The organism is Sphingomonas sp. R-74633, assembly GCF_013416555.1.
Taxonomy (GTDB): Bacteria; Pseudomonadota; Alphaproteobacteria; order Sphingomonadales; family Sphingomonadaceae; genus Sphingomonas.
Map to the genome: position 1 here is coordinate 671,850 of NZ_JACCFG010000002.1, position 19,014 is coordinate 690,863.

The following is a 19,014-nucleotide window of genomic DNA, read 5'->3' on the forward strand; positions in this document are numbered from 1 at the left end:
CGCTATTCGCGCGCCAGGCCGTCCAGGATCGGGCAATCGGGACGCGCGTCGCCGTGGCAGCGCTCGGCGAGATCGACCAGCGTCCGGCGCATCGCATCGAGTGCCGCGGCTTTGCGCCTGAGTTCTTCCGCGCGCGCGGTCGCCAATGCCTTCACCTCTGCGCTTGATCGGTCACGGTCGGTCCACAGCTCGAGCAGCAGCCGGATCTCCTCGATGGGAAAGCCGAGGTCCCGCGCGTTGGCGATGAAATGCAGGCGATGCACGTCGGCAGGCGAATAGTCGCGGTAGCCGCTGTCGCGGCGCGGCGCGTGCGGAATCAGGCCGATCTTCTCATAGTGGCGGATCATCCGCTGCGAGACGCCGCTCGCCTCCGTGGCCTGGCCGATATTCATAGCTTCACTGTATTCAGGCGGAGCGCGTTGAGCACCACCGTGAAGCTCGAGAGCGCCATCGCGGCGCCCGCGAACATCGGCGACATGAGAATGCCGGTCACGGGATAGAGGACGCCAGCCGCAATCGGGATGCCGATGCCGTTGAACAGGAATGAGAAGAACAGGTTCTGGCGGATATTCGCCATCGTCGCGTGCGCGAGCCGTCGTGCCCGGACCATCGCCGAGAGGTCACCGCGCGTCAGCGTCAGTCCGGCACTTTCGATCGCAACGTCGGTCCCCGTGCCCATTGCAACGCCGACATCGGCGGCAGCGAGGGCCGGTGCGTCGTTGATGCCGTCTCCTGCCATCGCGACCGTCGCGCCACGCGCTTTCAGTTCGCCGACGATCCTCGCCTTGTCCTCCGGCTTCAAGTCGGCATGGACTTCGTCAATCCCGCCGATCTGGCGCGCGACTGCTTCCGCCGTACCGCGGCTGTCGCCTGTCAGCATGACGATTCTGAGACCACTGCGGTGCAGCTCGGCGATCGCGTCGCGCGCCGATTCCTTGAGCGGATCGGCAACCGCGAGCAGGCCGGCGAGACGCCCGTCGATCGCCACGAGCATGACGCCGGCACCGGCGCTCCGGTGACGCTCCGCCGCCGCGTCGAGCGGGCCTGGATCGACGCCAACGCGTTGCATCTGCGCGGCGTTGCCGACGACGACATCGCGTCCGTCGACTCGGCCGCTGATGCCCAGGCCCGTCTGCGATTCGAAATTCTCGACTGGCGCCGGCTTGTGCCCCGCGGCTTCGGCCGCCTCGACAATGGCGCGCGCAAGCGGGTGCTCCGACCGGCTTTCGACTGCCGCCGCCGCGGCAAGGAGTGCGCCTTCGGCTACTCCGTCGAGCGGCTCGGCGGAGATCAGCTTGGGCCGTCCTTCGGTCAGTGTGCCGGTCTTGTCGATGACGAGCGTATCGACCTTCTCAAGCGCCTGCAGCGCCTCGGCGTTCTTGACGAGCACGCCGGCAAGCGCTCCCCGTCCGGTGCCAACCATGATCGACATGGGTGTCGCCAGCCCGAGCGCGCAAGGGCAGGCGATGATCAGCACCGCGATCGCGTTCAGGAGCGCGTGGCCGAAGCGGGGTTCGGGTCCGGCGAGATTCCAGACCACGAATGTCGCGATTGCGATCAACACCACCAAGGGCACGAACCATCCCGAGATGCGGTCCGCCACGCCCTGGATAGGGGCCCGGCTCCGCTGCGCCTCGGCAACCATCTTGACGATTCGCGCCAGCATAGTGTCGGAGCCGACCGCGCGCGCCTCGATGACCAGGCTCCCGATGCCGTTGACCGTACCGCCCGTGACCGCCGCTTGCGCTTCCTTGAGCACCGGTTCCGGCTCGCCGGTGAGCATCGCTTCATCGACCGACGATCGCCCGTCGATCACGATTCCGTCTACGGGGATGGCCTCGCCCGGCCGCACGCGCAACTGGTCGCCGACGACGATGTCGGCCAGCGGCACTTCACTTTCCGCGCCGTCAGGTGCGAGGCGACGTGCCGTCTTGGGCGCGAGATTGAGCAGCGCGCGAATGGCCCGCCCGGTGGCGGCGCGGGCGCGCAGCTCGAGCACCTGCCCGAGGAGAACGAGCGTCACCACCACGCCTGCAGCCTCGTAATAGACCGGCACCATCGCGTCATGTTCGCGAAAGCTGACGGGGAACAGGCCGGGTGCGACCGTCGCGACCAGACTGTAGAGGAATGCCGCGCCCACGCCGATCGCGATCAGCGTGAACATATTGTAGCGGCGGGTCCTGAGCGACGCCCAGCCGCGCTCGAAGAAGGGAAGCCCGCCCCACAAGACGATCGGCGCCGTCAGCAGCAGCTGGATCCAGGACGAGTGCATCGGATCGACGATGTGGATACCTAGCATCTCCGCGCCCATCGATATCGCCAGCAGCGGCACCGTGAGCACGCCAGACACCCACAGGCGGCGCGTGAAATCGACCAGCTCTGGATTGGGGGCATCGTCGAGCGACGGCTGCTCGGGTTCGAGCGCCATCCCGCAGATCGGGCAGGTGCCGGGCCCCGCTTGCCGGACTTCGGGATGCATCGGGCAGGTCCAGATTGCTCCGGGTGCCCCCTTCGGCTCCGGTCGCTCGCGGCCGAGATAGGCTTTCGGGTCCGCGATGAACTTGGTCCGGCAGCCGGCGCTGCAGAAATGATAGTCTTTGCCATCATATGAAGCGTGATGCGGCGAGGTTTCAGGATCGACGGACATGCCGCAGACCGGGTCCGTCAGTTTCCCCTTCGCTTGGCCAGCGCAGCAATCGCTGCCGGAATTCGCATGGTGGTCGGCATGATTCATCTGACGGTCCTCCGATGCTGCCTCATGTGGGGTTTGACATCATGTCAGGGTCAAGGCCCAAATTGATTCGTCTGCATTTGCTCACGTTGCCGACATGGGTGGCTCGAGCGTTCCCAGCCACGCGACCAGTGCCAGAACGGCGATGGCGCAGCCGGTTTCGAACGCCAGGCTGCGCCGGAGCGCGCGCAACGCCACGACTGGTTCGGCCGCGTCTAGCGATCGTTCCAGATCGGGCGCCAGCCTGAAGCGATTGGACGCAGCCAGCGCGACCATTGCGCTAAACAGGAGCAACTTCGCGATCATCAACTGGCCGTAGAGCGATGACCCGAGGGACCCGAGGTTCTCCAAGCCGATCAGGAACAGGCCGTTCACTACGCCCGTGAGCACGATCAGGCCGACAAAGATGGATCCGACCGTGGCGAAACCCGCCAAGGCGCGATGGACGATGCGGACATGCTCGATTTGCGCCGCGCGTCCGGGCAGCAGCATCAGCCCCAACATCGCAAGCGCTCCGAGCCAGGCGGAAGCGGCAAGAAGGTGCGCTATGTCGCTGGTGAGATGGAAAATGCCGAGGCCACCTTCGCTTGCTGCACCGTGGCCAGCCCAGGCGAGTGTCGCGACTGCGATTGCGCCCAACACCGATGCCAGAATGAATAAGGTCGGACCCCGCCGCCGCAGCAAGATCGCGACCGCGAGAGCGAGGACCAGCGCCACCTCGCGTGCGATGAACGCCCAGCCAACCGACGTCTCGCCAAGCAGCATCGTCAGCGTTGCGCTTTCGATGCCCGTGAGATCGGTTCCGGACATGGCCGCGGCGAGCAGAGCAAAGCCGAACAGGCTCGATACGATGCCGAAGCCCGCGAGGACGGCGACGAGCCGCCGGAACGGAACAACGTCCGACCTCTCGTCCCCTTTCAGCGCGTACAGGCCGAAGAGCGGCACCCCGAAGAGCAGGCCGAGGTCAATATATAGCGCCAGCCTGATCGCGATGAGGAGCGCGTCGCCCACCTGCTATTTGACGGTAAAGGAGATCGTTCCGGTGACCCGATGCGTATCCGCCGACACAGCGTGCCAGGTCAGGAGATAGGCCCCAGCCGGCAGCTTGCGGGGAAGCGATGCCACCAGGGTTTTTCCGTCTGCGCCCACTGATATCGCGAAGCCTGTCACCTTCATCGGATTGTGGTTCGCCATGCCCGGCATGCCGGTCATCACAAGATCGATGCCGGACAATGTGGGGATGAGACGCTCGCTGAACGTCAACGCCACCTGCCGGACGTTACTGACCACCGACTTCGCTGCCGGCGTCGAGGACACGAGCTTGGGGTGCGCAAAGGCTGGGGTTGCGATGGCGACGATCGCAACAGCGGCGGCGACGCCGAGCGTACGGGTGAAATTCATGTCCAGCTCCGATTGTGGGTTCACCGGTAATACGCGGGCCGAAACCCAACCCCTCACCCGGGAGCCCTGACGCTGCTATGAGGGATCACGGACGCCGACGCGTACTGCTCTTGGAAGGCGTGGAGACGAATGAATGACCGACATTGATTCAGCAATTGCCCGCGTTCGCGCGCTGTCCGTCGATCCGCGGCTAGCCTCGATCGATGCAGCCGTCCTCGACGAGGTGGCCCGGGCTGCACAATCGCATCCGCTTTCCGCCTCGGTGTTCGGTTTCGCTGCAGTAGCCGCCCTCGTCACGGGCATCGCCAGCACGGCTCTGCCCAGCACCGTTGCCAGCGCGGCCCCGGTGGCACCGTTCGGGACGTCGTCGACGCTCGCGCCTTCGGCCTTGCTGAGCGCCGGCGAATGACCGACCGCCGTCGCCTCCTGATGGTCGCGCTGATCGCCTTTGCCGCTGCGCTGGCGGGGGTATTCATTGGACGCGCCTATGTCGCACAGCAGGGGCCGGTCGAAACCGAACTCCACGTCCTCCTTCACCATCAGCTAGATCTGGACGATGCGCAAAAGTCCAGGATCGAGGCGATCGAAGCCCGTTTCGCGGTTCGCAAGCAAGCGCTCGAGCTCGAGCTTCGCGCGGACAATATCCGGCTCGCGGAGGCCATCGAGGCCGAGCATGGCTACGGGCCCCGTGTGGCAGCGGCGGTCGATCGCTCGCATCAGGCGATGGGACAGCTCCAGAAGGAAACGCTCGAACATATCTTCGCCATGCGCAGCGTACTGCGTCCCGATCAGGCTGCCAGATTCGACGCAGCGGTAGTGAAAGCGCTGACGGCCAAAGGGCAGTGACGCTCGATCTTGCGGACTGCTCGGACGGCGAGCTGGCCGCGCTGGCGCAGGCGGGGCGCCAGACTGCCTATCGCGAACTCATGAATCGCCATCGCGAGGCGGTGTATCGCGTCGCCCGCAGTCACACCGGAGATGCCGAAGCCGCGCTCGACATCACACAGCAGAGTTTCGTCGCCGCCTTTGCGGCGCTCGCGCGTTACGACGGTGCCCGACCGTTCAAGTTCTGGATCTCTCGCATCGCGATCAACAAGTGCCGGGATTGGGCCCGCCGCCGCGCGGTTCGCCGCCTCCTGTCCTTTTCGCTTCCGATCGACGAGGCACATGATCTCGCCGATGAGGCACCCTCTCCGGAGACGATCCTTTCAGATCGCGAGGAGCTTCGCAGAACCATGGCGGCGATTGCCGCGCTGCCTGCTTCGCTCAAGGACACGCTTATCCTGCGGACGGTCGAAGGGATGTCGCAAGCCGAAACCGCAGGGGTGCTCGGCATCAGCGAGAAGGCTGTCGAGACGCGCCTCTATCGGGCGCGCTCGAAACTTGAGGAGAAACTGAGGGATTGAGGCGATCGGCGCGTATTCCCTGCAAAAGCTTGGTGACAGGGGCCTCTAGTCAATGCGCGTATCGAATCTCGACCGTCGGACGCTTTTGCGTGGCGCGGCCATCGGCGGCGGAGGCGCCGCACTCGCGAGCTGGTTTCCGGCCTGGGCGCAACCTGTGTCGCGCGGCATCGTCCGGCCCCTGCCGACCGTAAGCGGCACCGATATCGCGCTTCGCATCGCGCATCAGATGATGATGGTCGATGGCCGCGAAAGCCACGCGATCGGCATCAACGGCACGGTGCCTGCACCGTTGATCCGCTTGCGGCAGGGTCAGACGGTACGGTTGTCGGTCACGAACGACCTTCATGACGAAGACAGCTCGATCCATTGGCACGGCCTGCTCGTGCCCTTTCAGTTCGACGGCGTTCCTGGAATCAGCTTTCCGGGCGTCAAGCCGAAATCAACCTTCGTCTATGAGTTCCCGATCGTCCAGTCGGGCACCTATTGGTATCACAGCCATTCGGGCCTGCAGGAGCAGATGGGGCATTACGGCCCGATCGTGATCGATCCGGAAGGGGAAGATCCGATCCGGTCGGAGCGCGAGCACGTCATCGTGCTCTCGGATCATAGCCAGATGCATCCGCATGCGATCTTCCGGAAGCTGAAGCAGCAGGCGGGCTATTTCAACTACCAGAAGCAGACGCTTGCGAGCCTGCTCGCCGGAAAGGACCAGCCTCAAAAGGACAGGCTCGAATGGGGCCGGATGCGCATGGACCCCAGCGACGTCTCCGACGTGACGGGGGCTACGTACACCTATCTCGTCAACGGCCACGGGCCGAAGGACAATTGGACGGCGCTGTTCCGGCCGGGCGAGCGGGTGCGGCTGCGCATCATCAATGCGTCGGCGATGACCAACTTCAATGTGCGCATCCCCGGCTTGCCGATGACCGTCGTCCAGGCCGATGGCCAGCATGTCCGGCCCGTGACCGTCGATGAGTTTCAGATCGCGGTGGCGGAGACCTATGACGTCATCGTCACGCCCCCCGACGAGCGCGCCTACACCTTTGTCGGCGAGGCGGTCGACCGCTCCGGGCTTGCCCGCGCCACGCTCGCGCCGCGTGAAGGAATGTCGGCACAAGTACCACCGCTGCGAGAGCGCCCGCTCGCGACGATGAAGGACATGGGAATGGATATGGCGGGCATGGACATGCCCGGCATGGACATGAGCGGTTCAACCGGCGGGACCATAGACCTCAGCAAGCCCGAAGGCGCTGTTCCCGCCGGGGGGGCGAGCGAACCAAGTGGCGGCACGATCGACCTCAGCAAACCCGACAGCGCCATGCCCGGGATGGATCATTCAGCGATGGGCGGGATGAGCATGAACATGCGGGCCCCGAGCAATGCGCCCCAGGTGAAGATGGGTCCCGGCGTCCAGACCATATCGCCGATGCCGGCGGATCGCACCGGCGAGCCGGGCCAGGGCCTCGAGAATGCCGGGCACAAGGTGCTCGTCTATCGCGACCTGATGGCGCTGACACGAAACCCCGACGTCCGCGCGCCAGATCGCGCCATGGAGATCCACCTGACCGGGAACATGGAACGGTTCATGTGGTCGTTCGACGGGCAGAAGTTCAACGAAGTGACGGCGCCGATCCCGTTCGTCGAGAATGAACGAGTCCGCGTCACGCTCGTCAACGACTCGATGATGTCGCACCCGATTCACCTGCACGGGCATTTCTTCGAGCTGGTGACCGGGCACGGTGAATACGCGCCGCGCAAGCACACGGTGAACGTGCCGCCTGGCGGCAAGGTGAGCTTCGACGTGACCGCGGACGCGATCGGCGACTGGGCGTTCCACTGCCACATGCTCTACCATATGCACGCCGGAATGATGCGGGTCGTCTCGGTGCGCCCACGCGGAGAAGCGGCATGAGAGCGCTTCCCGTGATCGCGGTTTTCGCGCCCATGATGTTCGCCATGCCCGCTGCGGCACAGCAAGGCGGCTCCCCCCAGCAGCAGACGCCCGCTAGCGATCCACATGCCGGACACGACATGTCGACGATGGAAGGCATGAGACCGCCCCCCGAGCAACCGGTCCCGCCCGCAGCGGCGCCGGACCCGCATGCCGGGCACAATATGTCCGCGATGCCCGGCATGGCGGCCGACGAGGCGGCGGGCCAGCATGGTACCGGCGGCACGAGCCTTCCCCCCGGGAACGCGCCCGCGCCGGTGCCTCCCACCGATCATTACGCCGACCGCATCTATCCGCCCGATCAGATGGCGCCGTCACGCGCGATGCTGACTCGCGAACACGGGGGAAGCGTCGTTTCTCAGGTCATTTTCAACGTCGCCGAATTTCAGATTCGTGACGGCCGGAACGGCTATCGCTGGGACGGTGAGGCGTGGATCGGGAGCGACGCCAGCCGGTTCGTCCTCAAGAGCGAAGGCGAAGGGACGGCGGGTGACGGTGTCGAGCATGCCGAAGTGCAGGGTCTCTACAGCCGCCCGCTCGATCCATACTGGAACCTGCAGGCCGGCGTCCGCCAGGACTTCGGTTCGGGTCCCTCGCGGACCTACGCGACGATCGCGATCGAAGGCCTCGCGCCTTATTGGTTCGACGTCGATGGCGCGGTGTTCCTGTCCACGAAGGGGGACCTGTATGCCCGGGCGGGTGCATATTATGACCAGCGCATTACCCAGCGGCTGATCCTCCAGCCGCGTGTCGAATTCAACTTCGCAGCCCAGGACGTGCCGGAGAGCCGGATCGGTTCGGGGCTGTCAAACGCAGAGCTGGGACTGCGCCTTCGCTATGAGATCAGGCGCGAGTTCGCCCCCTATATCGGCATTTCTTATGACCGTAAGATTGGCGACACGGCCAGATATGCGCGGATCGATGGCAAGGATGTCGAAAACACCAGCCTCGTCGTGGGCTTGAGGTTCTGGTTTTGAGCGGGGTGCGGACCCGCCTCCACCTGCTTGCAAGCCGCGTTCACAAATGGCTGGCGATCATCATAGGGATCCAGCTTCTGCTATGGTTCGCGAGCGGCACGCTGATGAGCGTGCTTCCGATCGAGCGCGTCCGGGGCGAGCATCTTGTCGATCGCTCGCCGGCGACGCTTCCCGCCGACACGGTTTTGCCCGATCCGGCCCGGCTTGCGCGGGCGGCGGGCGCGCCCGTCCAGTCGCTGACGCATCGAATGCTATTGGGGCGCCCGGTCGTCGAGATCGTGACCGCGCGTGGAACCAGATTGTTCGATGCCGCCACGGGTGCGCCGCTGGCGCCGCCGGGTGCGGCCGAGGCCGAGCGGATCGTGCGAAGCGCCTGGCGTGGCGAGGGCCGGCCCGCCGCGAAGATTGACAGGATCGAGACGGAAAGCACGGAATACCGTGGTCCGCTGCCCGCATGGCAGGTTGAACTGGCGGACAAGGACGCGACGCGGGTCTTTGTAGCCGCCGACACTGGCAAGATCACGGCGGTGCGTACCAGCACGTGGCGACTCTACGACTTCTTCTGGGGCCTCCACATCATGGACTGGAAGAACCACGAGAACTTCAACACGCCGTGGCTGCTCGCTTTCGCAATTGGCGGGCTGGTGTTTTGGCTGGGCGGAGCCATCCTGCTCTACATGCGGTGGCCGATCCGCCGGCGGGCGCGGCGCAAGCTGGCCGAAAGCTCAAGTTAGGATCCCTGGGGGGCGACCGGAGAAGGACGATGACGAAGAATCCCTATGCCAGCCTTGCGCTGCAAACGATCGTCGGCGCCGTCGTCATGTACCTGGTGATGTTCGTGATGATCGACAGTCTCGGCAGCTTCTACAACAATCTCAACATGGTCTACATGACGCTGATGATGGTCGCGCCGATGGTGGTGCTGATGGTCCTCGCCATGCGCCACATGTTCCCGTCAAGATCGCTCAATGCCGCGCTGCTCGCAGGGTCGGTCATCGTCTTTGTGGGGTGCTTTGCGATGATCCGCACCCAAACGACGATCGGCGACCGGCAATTTCTGAGGTCGATGATCCCGCACCATTCGGGCGCGATCCTGATGTGCAGGGAAGCATCGCTGCGCGATCCCGAGATCGTCGCGCTGTGCGCCCGGATCATCCAGTCGCAGCGCCAGGAGATTGACCAGATGAAGGCTATCTTGCAGCGCCGCTGAGCCGTCGCGAAAGCGATGTGCCAGTCCGTAGCCGTATCGACCCACCGATACTCGAACCGTTGCTGCGCCGCACCGCTGTTAGCAGCTTTTTGGGGCAGGCGATCGCGATCTGCCGGTGGCTTCCTGCGCAGCGGAGATAAGTGGGCCTTGGCGCAGCCGTGATCCAATGGCTGCATGGGCGTTCGGGGTCGTGACGGCGCTCCAGCCTGGAACCACGGAGCGGCATGGAAATCGGATCATGGCTGCGGCGCTTCCAGCCGTTGTTTGCGCCTTCGATCCCTTCAGCCGCAGCAGCCTCCATCCTTGCCGTCGATCTGGATGGGCGGGCATGGCACGGTTCCGTAGGAACAATAGACGCAGCAGTGGCCCGGCAGCGGCCTGAGAAGCACGCCGCAACCTAGGCAATCGTAGAAGAACTGGCAGGAGTCGGTCGGCATTGTCTCGGTCGCCTCGTGGCCGCACTGCGGACAGGTCAGCGTCGAGAGGAGCTCTGGGACGACGTCAGACATAACGCCAGCCCCCCCAGAGCAGCGCGGCGCCGATCAGCAACCCGACCAGGGTCAGAACGCGCACCCAGCGCGGGGTGCAGGTGCCACCGGGGCCGCACCGCGTTGCCGCAATCTGCTGTCGCAGCAGCAGCGCCGCTCCGGCGAGCAGACACAGCGCGCCGAGCGCGAGCAGCAGCGTGCGGTACGGCGCGGTCGTTATCGCGATGCCGCCGAGCCAGGCCGCGCCGATCCCGGCCGAGGCCAACAGGATCGGCAGCGCGCAGCATGCGGCGACCCCGAATGCCGCCGCGATGCCAGCCAGGGTAAGCGTGGCGGCGCCAATACCTGTGGGCGGCGGCGCGGATTGCTGGGTCATGTTCGGTTCCTTGCGGTCGGTCGATTCATGTCCTAGCGTCTGTAGCCACTACAGACTCAAGCGGTATTTTGACGATGACCCCTCTCCACGGTGCCATCCCGATCGGCGAACTGTCGCGGCTGACGCGCTGCAACATCGAGACGATCCGCTATTATGAGCGAATCGGCCTCCTGCCGCAGGCGCTGCGGCGGGGTCGGTATCGCAGCTATCGCCAGCCAGACGTGCGGCGGCTCGCGTTCGTGCGACGCGCGCGCGAGCTCGGCTTCCCGATCGATGCGATCCGGACACTGCTCGCGCTCGCCGATGGCGGCGCGGCGTCCTGCGCGCAGGCGCGCGACCTGGCTGAGGCGCAACTGGGGGACGTGCGCTCCAAGATCGCCGATCTCGCGCGCATGGAGCGGGTCCTCGATGAGGCGGTCAGCGCATGCGAGGCAGGGGATGATGCGGGCTGCCCCTTGCTCGAAACACTATGCGCCGATTGAAGACATTCGCAGCGCTCAGGCGTCAAGGCGCCCTTCATACCAGGGGCGTGTGCGCTTCACGATCGACACCACCGACAGCATGACCGGCACCTCGACGAGCACGCCGACTACCGTCGCCAGCGCGGCACCGGAGGTCAGGCCGAACAGGCTGATCGCCGCGGCGACCGCCAGCTCGAAGAAATTGGAGGCGCCGATCAACGCGGCGGGCGCGGCCACGCACCATGCCACGCCGAACCGGCGGCTCAGCCAGTAAGCCAGGCCGGCATTGAAATATACCTGGATCAGGATCGGCACGGCGATGAGCGCGATCACCAGCGGATGGGCGATGATCGCCTCGCCCTGGAATCCGAACAGCAGCACCAGCGTGCTGAGCAGCGCGATCAGCGACACCGGCCCGAGCCGGCCGAGCAGCCGGTCGAGCGCGGCTTGCCCGCCGCTGGCGATGACGGCGCGCCGCAGGATCTGCGCCACGATCACGGGCACGACGATATAGAGGACGACCGAGATCAGCAGCGTGTCCCATGGCACGGTGATCGAGGCGACCCCGAGCAGCAAAGCGACCAGCGGCGCGAACGCGAACACCATGATGATGTCGTTCAGCGCGACCTGGCTCAGAGTATAGGCGGGATCGCCGTCGCACAGGTTGGACCAGACGAACACCATCGCGGTGCAGGGTGCGGCGGCGAGCAGGATCAGCCCGGCGATATACGAGCTGATCTCGGCTTCGGGCAGCAGCGGCCGGAACAGCCATCCCAGGAACAAGGTGCCGAGCAATGCCATCGAGAAGGGCTTGACCGCCCAGTTGATGAACAGTGTGACGCCGACACCCTTCCAGTGCTGCCGGACCGACCCGAGCGCGCCGATGTCGATCTTGAGCAGCATGGGGATGATCATCAGCCAGATCAGCACCGCGACCACGAAGTTGACCCGTGCCACTTCCGCCCCGGCGATGATCGCGAACACGCCCGGCAGCGCATAGCCGAGCGCGATTCCCGCGACGATGCAGAGCGCCACCCACAGGCTCAGATAGCGTTCGAACGTGCTGATCGCGGGCTTGGCCGGCGCAGCGGCGCTCACGCGCCGACCCGATCGCCGGCGGCGTCGATCACTTGTTCGCCGTCCTCCTTGGCGAACGCGCCAAGCTGCGCGGCTGGCAGCAGGTCGAGCACGACTTCCGATGGGCGGCACAGCTTCACGCCCAGCGGCGAGACGACGATCGGCCGGTTGATCAGGATCGGATGCTCCATCATCGCATCGAGCAACTGCGCGTCGCCGAGCGACGGATCGCCGAGGCCCAGTTCGGCGAACGGCGTGCCCTTCTCGCGGAGCAGATCGCGCGGCGTGAGCCCCATGCGCTCGATCAGCGAGACCAGCATCGGCCGCGAGGGTGGGGTCTTCAGATACTCGACGACATGCGGCTCGATGCCGGCATTGCGGATCATCGCGAGCGTGTTGCGCGAAGTGCCGCAGTCCGGGTTGTGATAGATGACGATATCGCTCACTGCACCGCGCCTTGCGGCGGACAGCATGCCGCGCGGGTGGCGATATCGACCAGCGGCGCACAGATCTCCGACGAGCCCGCGCAGCAATCCTCCATCAGAAATCCGAGCAGGCCGCTCATCCGCGCATAGTCGGCGGTGTAGATGATCGAGCGGCCCTCGCGGCGCGACGCGACCAGCCCGGCGTGCCCCAGGATGTTGAGGTTGCCCGACAGGGTCTGGGGGACATGGCCGGTCGCCTGCGCGATCTCGCCCGCGGCCATGCCGTCCTTGCCGGCACGGACCAGCAGCCGGAAGACCTCGAGTCTTCCGGCGTGCGCCAGCGCCGACAATGCGGCGATCGCGGCGTTCGCTTCCATCAGCCGCATGCCTGCTTCGGCGCCGAACCATCGGCAGGACCGCAGCAAGCGGCGGCGGACGCCTCGGGCAGCACTTCGTCCTCGCCGTAGCTGGTCGCTTCGCCGAAAGTGAAGAAGGTCTCCCAGCGCACGCCCGCCGGATCGCGCACCCAGCTCTTGTCCGACTTGGCATAGCAGCAGGTCGTCGCTTCCTGGTCGAACGTATCGGCGCCGGCGGCCTTGAGCCGATCCGCCAGCTCGCCAAGCTCCTCGGCGCTGTCGACCTGGATGCCGATGTGATCGACGCCCGCCGAGCGGACCCGCTCCGAGATCGCGAAGTTGACCTTGGGATCGTCGAGCATCCACTTGGCATAGTCGTCCTTCACCACGACGGGCGCCGCGCCGAACAGCGTCTCGTAGAACTGGATCGACTGGGTGAGATCGGGCACGCTGACGTGCAGATGCATGCGCTTCATGGACTGTCTCCTGACGACTCGATGATAGTACGGATATATCCGTACTATCGAACCGTCAAGCGGTCGGGGGGATGCCGGGCGTGTTGCCGATGGGGCGATCGACCGGGAACGGATACGGGCATCATATCGGCTGCGCAGACCTCCAACTGCCAGGTCTCGTTTTTGGATCTTCCTGCGTTTGCCGGCGGGACAGCCGCATGGAGGGGAAAGTCTTCCCCTGAGCGCGAGCCCGACGGTCTCGCGCTACCCCTTCTGCGGGGGAAAGCCCCCGCAACGCCCCCTTTTCCGGCAAGAGGGAAGGTGTCGGCCGGCTACCAGGGCAGGTCGTCGATGAACAGGATGAGCTCCTGGAATCCGCCAGGCTCGAACCCTATCCCCGCCTCGGTCTCGCCCAGCGGAAAGCGCGCGGCGGCCTCCAGCACCGACCGGGCATCGGACTGCCGTTCGGGATCGTGCGCCGCGGTCCATTTCGCCAGCGCGGTGACGCGGGCATGGAGCGCCGCCGACGCCGCCTCTTCCTCGAACCCGGCTTCGCTGGCATAGGCCTGGAGCGCGAGCGCCTGGGCGACGGGCCGCGCACGAAGATGTGCCGGCAGCGCCGTAAGGATCTCGAGCGCCGCTTCGAGCTGCGGTCCGCTGACGGGCACGGCGTTGAGCCGGTCGGCCGCGCTCGGTTCTGTAGAGTGGGGCATCGCCGCCTGCTGCATCGGGAGCATGTCGTTCTTCCTCAGAGTGCCAATTCGGTCTGGCGCAGCTGCGGCTCGCGCGGGGCGATCTCTTCGATCGCGAAGCTGCGGGCCGGCAAGGGCTGGAGCAGTTCTTCCTGCGGAACCGTCAGATCGAGCCAGGCCATGCGCTGGCGCCTGAGCAGCACCGCGCCTTGCCGCTCCTGATAGAAGAACACCTCCGGATTGGCGGGAACCGTCACCACCGCGAAGCTGAGCGGCCAGTCGGGATTGGCGGGGCGCCACACCCCGGCGAGGTAGAAGAAATTGCCGTCCTCGAGGCTGACCCGGAACCGCCGGTCGCCATTCTTGATTTGGAACTCGCTTGCCGGGACGAGGCAGCGATGGGTGGGGAAAATCTTGTCTTCCGAACGGATGAACTTGAACGGCTTGGCCGGCCCGTCGAACGGCTGGAGACCCCAGCCTGCCTCGACCATCTCCACCTCTTGCACATTGGCCGGGTTCCGCCGGATGATGGGCCGGCGGCTGCCAAGCGGGGATTCCGACTCGAAGGGACTCGCTTTCATGGTGAGAACATAATGCGAACGAACGTGCGGTGCAAATCGGAGACTGTCGATGTGCAATGACTATAGGCTCGAGGTCGACATCGCCTCGATCATGGAGGACTTCGAGGATCTAAAGATCAAGATCGACCTTCCCGAAGGCACTCCCAACATCGCCGCGCGCGAAGACATCAAGATCACCGATATCGCGCCGATCGTGCGCACAGCCTCAGGCGGCGCAAGGGGCGGCGAACTGGTCAACCGGCGCTGGAGCTGGCCGGGCGCCAAGGGCAAGCCGGTCTATAACTTCCGCGCCGAGGGCCGGGCGTTCGAATCCAACCGCTGCCTGATCCTCGCCGACGGCTTCTACGAATTCACCGACCCCGAGGCGCCCAGGCAGAAGCGGCTCGATAAATGGCTGTTCACGATGGCGGACCACCGCTGGTTCTGCATCGCCGGTATCTGGCGCGAGAGTCCGCTCGGCGAGGCGTTCACCATGCTCACCCTCGATGCCGGGGATGACGTCGCACCCTATCATCACCGCCAGATCATCCCGTTGCCGCGCGACCGCTGGGCGGCCTGGCTCGACCCGCAGGTGCCGGCCGAGGATGTGCTCGGCACCCTGCCCAAGGGCAGCCTCCTGCCGGTGCGGGTCTATCCGCCGGAGCCTGCCCAGGCGGCGTTGCTGTGACCGCGGCGGCGGATTCGCTCGAGCGCTTCGTCGAGGCGCAGGCACCGGTCTATGCCGCGGCGCTCGCGGAGATCCGGCGCGGCGCCAAGCGCTCGCACTGGATGTGGTTCGTCTTTCCTCAGCTGGCCGGCCTCGGGCGCAGCGAAACCGCCCGTTTCTTCGGTGTCCGCTCGATCGAGGAAGCGCGGGCCTATCTGGCGCACCCTCTGCTCGGGAAGCGCTATTTCGAATGCGTTGCGGCGTTGCAGGATCTCGTCACCAGCGATTCGGTCGCGGTGTTCGGCGAGGTCGATGCGGTGAAGCTGCGATCGTCGCTGACCTTGTTCGAGGCGGTCGAGCCGAGCCCGTTGCTCGCCGCGGCGTTGGATCGCTGGTTCGCAGGAGCGCGTGACATGGCCACCCTCGCACTGCTGGAGGACTGACGCCCGGCTGGGCATCATGGCCGCGGCCGGATCGGAGCGCTCCCGGTATTGCACGAAAACGCCCCGCCGGCGGGGGGAGCCGGACGGGGCGCGTGACGAATTTCGAGACCGCGAAGGGGGGAATCGTGTCTCGCATGTTCAACCGGGACCGGCTGGATTGGTTCCCGATTGCTTACCCGCCGCGTCGGCGTAAGAGGGAACGCATCGGGAACACGCTTTGTGCTTCTCGATTGGACGAGGTGCGGGCGATGACCGACGAGATGGACTCCGAAGCTGCGGGCATGCCGTTCGGGCGCTGGCTTCTAGCGCAGCGCGACCGCGGCGACTGGATCGACGGCATCGCCGATGCGGCGCGTGCGGACCGCACCTTCCCCAAGGATGGCGATCCCGAGGCGGTGCGCGCGCATCTGCGCAAGCAGCAGGCCGATGGCGACGCGTTCCAGGCGCTCGAGGATGCCGAGAGCGACTGGCAAAACGCCTGACGATGCGATCCGCGACACGGAGCCTCGCCGATTCGGCGGGTTGACGAAAAGCCGGGAGAGGCGGAACATTAAGGGAACGTGCGAGTCGTGATTCCCTTATGCAAACCGTTGCCGCCCTTGCCGAGACCGATCGGGCACGCCTGCTCGCCGAGCTCAAGGCGCGCATCGCCATGCCCGTGGCGAGCAGCGCGCCGCTGCTGCCGTTCGGCGTCGAGGCGATCGACGCGCGGCTGGGCGGCGGCGGACTTGATGGCGGTGGCCTGCACGAGGTCGCGGCGGCGTCCCCCACGCTAGGCGACGATGCCGCCGCGACATTGTTCGCGGCTGGCGCGGCGGCCCGTTTCGCCGGCGATCCCAATGCGAGCGTCGCCTGGACGCTGACGCGCTTCGATCTCTATGCGCCCGGGCTCGAGCAGGCCGGGCTGCCTCCGGCAAAGCTCCTTTACTGCGAAGGGCGCGACGAGGTGATGGCGCTGGCGCTTGCCGAGGATTGCCTGCGCGACGGCAGTTTCGCCGCGGTCGTGGCCGAGGTGAAGCATGCCGATCAGACCGCGATGCGCCGCCTGCAACTCGCCGCGGCCGACGGGCACACGCCGATGCTGTTGCTGCGGCGCTGGGCGCGGGCGGCAAGCGATCCACTGGAAAAGCCTTCCGCCGCCTGCACCCGCTGGCGGATCGGCTGCGCGCCGTCGGTGCCGTTGCCGCACCCCGGGGTCGGCCGCAGCTGCTGGTCGGTCGAACTTGTTCGCCAGCGCGGCGGCAATCCCTTTTCTCTCATTGTCGAGGCTTGCGATGGCAAGGGTCGCCTCGCTCTACCTGCCCCAGCTCGCGATCGAGCGGCTGCGGCGGGCAGCGCGTCCCGCCGCGCCGCCTGAGCGGCCCTGGTCCTTTGCACCGGTGCTGCCACCGGCCGTTGACCGGGCGGAGCCGCCTGGTGCCTGCTCGGTCCCGCGCGGCGGCGGCTGGCGCCCCGGCGCGCGCTGGGCACAGGGGAGTGCGCTCGGCCGGGAAGGGGAAGCGGAGCATATCGCCGGGCTCCCGGCGCACCAGCGGCCGCCGATGCGCGAGCTGGGCCGGCGTTCCGAGGCAGCCGAGCAGCCGTTTCGGGCAATGCCGCGCGATGAAGGCGGCCGGGCATCGCTGCACGGCCTGGCGCCCGCGCAGCCCTTATGGGGACGGCCGACGATCCTGATCGAGCGGGTCGGCCAGCGTGAGGTCGTGACCGCGGCGTGCCCCGTCGCACTGTCGCTGGAGCTGGTGCCGGGCATGGCCGCCGCGCACGCGCGGGCGCTGGTTAGCGATCTCGACGTCCAGGATGCCGATCCCGCGCGTGACGCTGCCTGGCTTGACCGGCTCGCACTCCACGCGGTCGCGCGCTGGACGCCGATCGCCAGTCCCTCGGGAGCCGACGGCATCTGGCTCGACCTGACTGGTGCCAGCCATTTGTTCGGTGGCGAGAAGCACTTCTGCCGGCGCGTCCTGCATTTTCTGGGAAAGCTCGGCTTCACCGCGCGCATTGCCGTCGCCGGGACGCCGGGCGCGGCGCATGCGCTCGCCCGCTATGGTGGCGAGGCATTATCGATCCTGCCACCCGGGCAGGAAGCGGCCGCGCTCGCCGGGCTACCGATTGCGGCGCTCCGGCTTGAGCCTTCGGCATTGGCGGCGGCGGCAAGGTTCGGGCTCGAACGCGTCGGTGATCTGTATCCGATGCCACGCGGGCCGCTGGCCAAGCGGCTCGGGCTGGCGAGCGTCAACCGGCTCGACCAGGCGCTCGGCCGCGCCGCCGAGCCGATCGTGCCGGTGGTCCCGTTCGAGGCGCCCAGCGTCACGCGGCGGCTGCTCGAGCCGATCACCACGCCCGAGTCGATCGCAAAGGTGATCGCCGACCTGGTCGATGATCTGGTGCGGGTGCTGCAGGAGCGCGGTCTCGGGGTGCGCACCGCGCGGATCATCGCCGAGCGTGTCGATGGCGCCGACCAGCATCTCGGGATCGGCGCGTCGCGCGCTACCCGCGATCCCGGGCATCTGGTGCGGATGTTCGGGCTCAGGATCGACCGGCTCGAGCCCGGGCTCGGCATCGAGGCCATGCATTTGGTCGTGCCCCACAGCGAGCCGCTCGGCGCGCGTCTCGCCGGGGCGCTGATCCCCGATGGCAATGCGCCGCCGGACCTCGCGCCCGCGATCGACCAGCTTGCCGGGCGCGCCGGCGAGGATGCGGTGTTCCGCATGGGGCTGGAGCCGAGCGATGTGCCCGAACGCGCGGTGCGGCGCCTGGCACCGCTGGTGGACCCGATCGGATGGCCTGCCTGGAAGCGGCCGGTGCGGATTCTGTCCCGGCCCGAAATCCTAACCCATGTTGTAGCGCTGCTGCCCGACCATCCGCCGCGCCGCTTCACCTGGCGCGGGCGTGTCTACCCCGTCGTCGCGGGTGACGGGCCCGAGCGCATCCATGGCGAATGGTGGCGGACCGATCGCGAGCTCTGGGCGGTGCGCGACTATTTCCGGGTCGAGGTCGAGGGCGGCCAACGCTTCTGGCTGTTCCGCCGCGGCGACGGCGTCGTTCCCGAAACCGGCGATCTCAGCTGGCACATGCACGGCTTTTTCGGCTGATGCATCGCGGGCAACGGGAGCCGGTTCAGTCCTTGTCGCCGGCCGGCCAGTCGATGGCTTCCAGCTTGGCGAGGATGTCGCCGAAGCTGCGTGCGACCTCGACCGGATACGCCCGGGTGAAGCCGCTCCCCAGGCGTTCCAGGTCGCGCGCGCTCAGCAGCCCAACTGCGACAATGTCATCCCGGCCATCCATTCCGCCCCAACGAAGGGCGATCGTTATCGGTCCGCCTTTGCGAAATAGGATCG

Annotated in this window: 26 protein-coding genes; 13 read left to right on the top strand and 13 right to left on the bottom strand. The window is 66.6% G+C overall.

Annotated features, from left to right (window positions below; all coding sequences use genetic code 11):
- Positions 1 to 2 precede the first annotated feature (2 nt).
- The 4 genes from cueR to copC form a co-directional block, all read right to left on the bottom strand.
- On the bottom strand, positions 3 to 392 hold the full coding sequence (cueR, locus tag HZY97_RS09375; RefSeq protein ID WP_180142836.1) for a Cu(I)-responsive transcriptional regulator: 390 nt from the start codon (positions 390 to 392) through the stop codon (positions 3 to 5).
- Positions 389 to 2,734: a heavy metal translocating P-type ATPase gene (locus tag HZY97_RS09380; protein ID WP_180142838.1), complete on the bottom strand. Its 2,346-nt coding sequence runs from the start codon at positions 2,732 to 2,734 to the stop codon at positions 389 to 391. The genes cueR and HZY97_RS09380 overlap by 4 nt, the downstream gene beginning before the upstream one ends.
- 81 nt (positions 2,735 to 2,815) lie before the next feature.
- Entirely contained in the window at positions 2,816 to 3,742 is a 927-nt protein-coding gene (gene copD, locus HZY97_RS09385) for a copper homeostasis membrane protein CopD (protein ID WP_180142839.1), read from the bottom strand.
- Positions 3,743 to 3,745: 3 nt separating this feature from the next.
- A complete protein-coding gene (gene copC / locus HZY97_RS09390) occupies positions 3,746 to 4,132 on the bottom strand; it encodes a copper homeostasis periplasmic binding protein CopC (protein ID WP_180142841.1) in 387 nt (128 codons plus the stop codon).
- A gap of 133 nt (positions 4,133 to 4,265) precedes the next feature.
- Between copC and HZY97_RS09395 the strand changes: the two genes are divergently transcribed.
- The 7 genes from HZY97_RS09395 to HZY97_RS09425 are packed head-to-tail and all read left to right on the top strand — an operon-like array spanning position 4,266 to position 9,676.
- The gene (locus tag HZY97_RS09395; RefSeq protein WP_180142843.1) at positions 4,266 to 4,541 is read left to right on the top strand and encodes a hypothetical protein; all 276 of its coding nucleotides are present in this window, start codon (positions 4,266 to 4,268) and stop codon (positions 4,539 to 4,541) included.
- Positions 4,538 to 4,978 carry a periplasmic heavy metal sensor gene (locus HZY97_RS09400; protein ID WP_180142845.1) on the top strand — a complete coding sequence of 147 codons (441 nt, stop codon included), beginning with the start codon at positions 4,538 to 4,540 and terminating at the stop codon, positions 4,976 to 4,978. Before HZY97_RS09395 ends, HZY97_RS09400 begins: the two co-directional genes overlap by 4 nt.
- Positions 4,975 to 5,538 carry a sigma-70 family RNA polymerase sigma factor gene (locus tag HZY97_RS09405; RefSeq protein WP_180142847.1) on the top strand — a complete coding sequence of 188 codons (564 nt, stop codon included), beginning with the start codon at positions 4,975 to 4,977 and terminating at the stop codon, positions 5,536 to 5,538. Before HZY97_RS09400 ends, HZY97_RS09405 begins: the two co-directional genes overlap by 4 nt.
- Positions 5,539 to 5,590: 52 nt before the next feature.
- The gene (locus HZY97_RS09410; protein ID WP_180142849.1) at positions 5,591 to 7,450 is read left to right on the top strand and encodes a copper resistance system multicopper oxidase; all 1,860 of its coding nucleotides are present in this window, start codon (positions 5,591 to 5,593) and stop codon (positions 7,448 to 7,450) included.
- Positions 7,447 to 8,466: a copper resistance protein B gene (locus tag HZY97_RS09415; RefSeq protein WP_180142851.1), complete on the top strand. Its 1,020-nt coding sequence runs from the start codon at positions 7,447 to 7,449 to the stop codon at positions 8,464 to 8,466. Before HZY97_RS09410 ends, HZY97_RS09415 begins: the two co-directional genes overlap by 4 nt.
- Positions 8,467 to 8,471: 5 nt before the next feature.
- Complete coding sequence (locus HZY97_RS09420; protein ID WP_373684327.1) at positions 8,472 to 9,200, top strand: PepSY domain-containing protein; 729 nt, start codon at positions 8,472 to 8,474, stop codon at positions 9,198 to 9,200.
- A 29-nt stretch (positions 9,201 to 9,229) separates the two neighbouring features.
- The gene (locus tag HZY97_RS09425; protein WP_180142853.1) at positions 9,230 to 9,676 is read left to right on the top strand and encodes a DUF305 domain-containing protein; all 447 of its coding nucleotides are present in this window, start codon (positions 9,230 to 9,232) and stop codon (positions 9,674 to 9,676) included.
- Between the two features lie 281 nt (positions 9,677 to 9,957).
- On the opposite strand, the gene HZY97_RS21075 is transcribed toward HZY97_RS09425, so the two are convergent.
- Both HZY97_RS21075 and HZY97_RS09430 read right to left on the bottom strand, forming a co-directional pair.
- Positions 9,958 to 10,185: a GDCCVxC domain-containing (seleno)protein gene (locus tag HZY97_RS21075; RefSeq protein ID WP_306670052.1), complete on the bottom strand. Its 228-nt coding sequence runs from the start codon at positions 10,183 to 10,185 to the stop codon at positions 9,958 to 9,960.
- A complete protein-coding gene (locus tag HZY97_RS09430) occupies positions 10,178 to 10,540 on the bottom strand; it encodes a mercuric reductase (RefSeq protein ID WP_180142855.1) in 363 nt (120 codons plus the stop codon). Before HZY97_RS09430 ends, HZY97_RS21075 begins: the two co-directional genes overlap by 8 nt.
- 74 nt (positions 10,541 to 10,614) lie before the next feature.
- Between HZY97_RS09430 and HZY97_RS09435 the strand changes: the two genes are divergently transcribed.
- On the top strand, positions 10,615 to 11,022 hold the full coding sequence (locus HZY97_RS09435; RefSeq protein WP_180143193.1) for a helix-turn-helix domain-containing protein: 408 nt from the start codon (positions 10,615 to 10,617) through the stop codon (positions 11,020 to 11,022).
- A 15-nt stretch (positions 11,023 to 11,037) separates the two neighbouring features.
- Here the strand turns inward: HZY97_RS09435 and arsB are convergent, their stop codons facing one another.
- From arsB to HZY97_RS09465, 6 genes are all read right to left on the bottom strand, one after another.
- Positions 11,038 to 12,099: an ACR3 family arsenite efflux transporter gene (gene arsB / locus HZY97_RS09440; protein WP_180142857.1), complete on the bottom strand. Its 1,062-nt coding sequence runs from the start codon at positions 12,097 to 12,099 to the stop codon at positions 11,038 to 11,040.
- Positions 12,096 to 12,551 (bottom strand): arsenate reductase (glutaredoxin), encoded by a 456-nt coding sequence (gene arsC, locus HZY97_RS09445; protein ID WP_180142859.1) that lies wholly within the window; start codon positions 12,549 to 12,551, stop codon positions 12,096 to 12,098. Before arsC ends, arsB begins: the two co-directional genes overlap by 4 nt.
- Positions 12,521 to 12,889, bottom strand: coding sequence for a helix-turn-helix transcriptional regulator (locus tag HZY97_RS09450; protein ID WP_306670053.1), 369 nt, complete (start codon positions 12,887 to 12,889; stop codon positions 12,521 to 12,523). The genes arsC and HZY97_RS09450 overlap by 31 nt, the downstream gene beginning before the upstream one ends.
- A complete protein-coding gene (locus HZY97_RS09455) occupies positions 12,880 to 13,335 on the bottom strand; it encodes an ArsI/CadI family heavy metal resistance metalloenzyme (protein WP_180142861.1) in 456 nt (151 codons plus the stop codon). Before HZY97_RS09455 ends, HZY97_RS09450 begins: the two co-directional genes overlap by 10 nt.
- A gap of 311 nt (positions 13,336 to 13,646) precedes the next feature.
- A complete protein-coding gene (locus tag HZY97_RS09460; RefSeq protein WP_180142863.1) occupies positions 13,647 to 14,051 on the bottom strand; it encodes a hypothetical protein in 405 nt (134 codons plus the stop codon).
- A gap of 11 nt (positions 14,052 to 14,062) precedes the next feature.
- Positions 14,063 to 14,587, bottom strand: a complete 525-nt coding sequence (locus HZY97_RS09465) for an SOS response-associated peptidase family protein (protein ID WP_180142865.1) — start codon at positions 14,585 to 14,587, stop codon at positions 14,063 to 14,065.
- A gap of 49 nt (positions 14,588 to 14,636) precedes the next feature.
- Between HZY97_RS09465 and HZY97_RS09470 the strand changes: the two genes are divergently transcribed.
- From HZY97_RS09470 to HZY97_RS09490, 5 genes are all read left to right on the top strand, one after another.
- Complete coding sequence (locus HZY97_RS09470) at positions 14,637 to 15,254, top strand: SOS response-associated peptidase (RefSeq protein ID WP_180142867.1); 618 nt, start codon at positions 14,637 to 14,639, stop codon at positions 15,252 to 15,254.
- Positions 15,251 to 15,676, top strand: a complete 426-nt coding sequence (locus HZY97_RS09475) for a DUF1810 domain-containing protein (RefSeq protein ID WP_180142869.1) — start codon at positions 15,251 to 15,253, stop codon at positions 15,674 to 15,676. The genes HZY97_RS09470 and HZY97_RS09475 overlap by 4 nt, the downstream gene beginning before the upstream one ends.
- A 248-nt stretch (positions 15,677 to 15,924) precedes the next feature.
- Entirely contained in the window at positions 15,925 to 16,158 is a 234-nt protein-coding gene (locus tag HZY97_RS09480) for a hypothetical protein (protein ID WP_180142871.1), read from the top strand.
- A gap of 98 nt (positions 16,159 to 16,256) precedes the next feature.
- Complete coding sequence (locus HZY97_RS09485; RefSeq protein WP_180142873.1) at positions 16,257 to 17,033, top strand: ImuA family protein; 777 nt, start codon at positions 16,257 to 16,259, stop codon at positions 17,031 to 17,033.
- Positions 16,951 to 18,768, top strand: coding sequence for a DUF6504 family protein (locus HZY97_RS09490; RefSeq protein WP_306670054.1), 1,818 nt, complete (start codon positions 16,951 to 16,953; stop codon positions 18,766 to 18,768). Before HZY97_RS09485 ends, HZY97_RS09490 begins: the two co-directional genes overlap by 83 nt.
- A gap of 25 nt (positions 18,769 to 18,793) precedes the next feature.
- Here HZY97_RS09490 and HZY97_RS09495 read toward each other — a convergent pair whose 3' ends face one another.
- Positions 18,794 to 18,961 (bottom strand): hypothetical protein, encoded by a 168-nt coding sequence (locus HZY97_RS09495; protein WP_180142875.1) that lies wholly within the window; start codon positions 18,959 to 18,961, stop codon positions 18,794 to 18,796.
- Positions 18,962 to 19,014 lie beyond the last annotated feature (53 nt).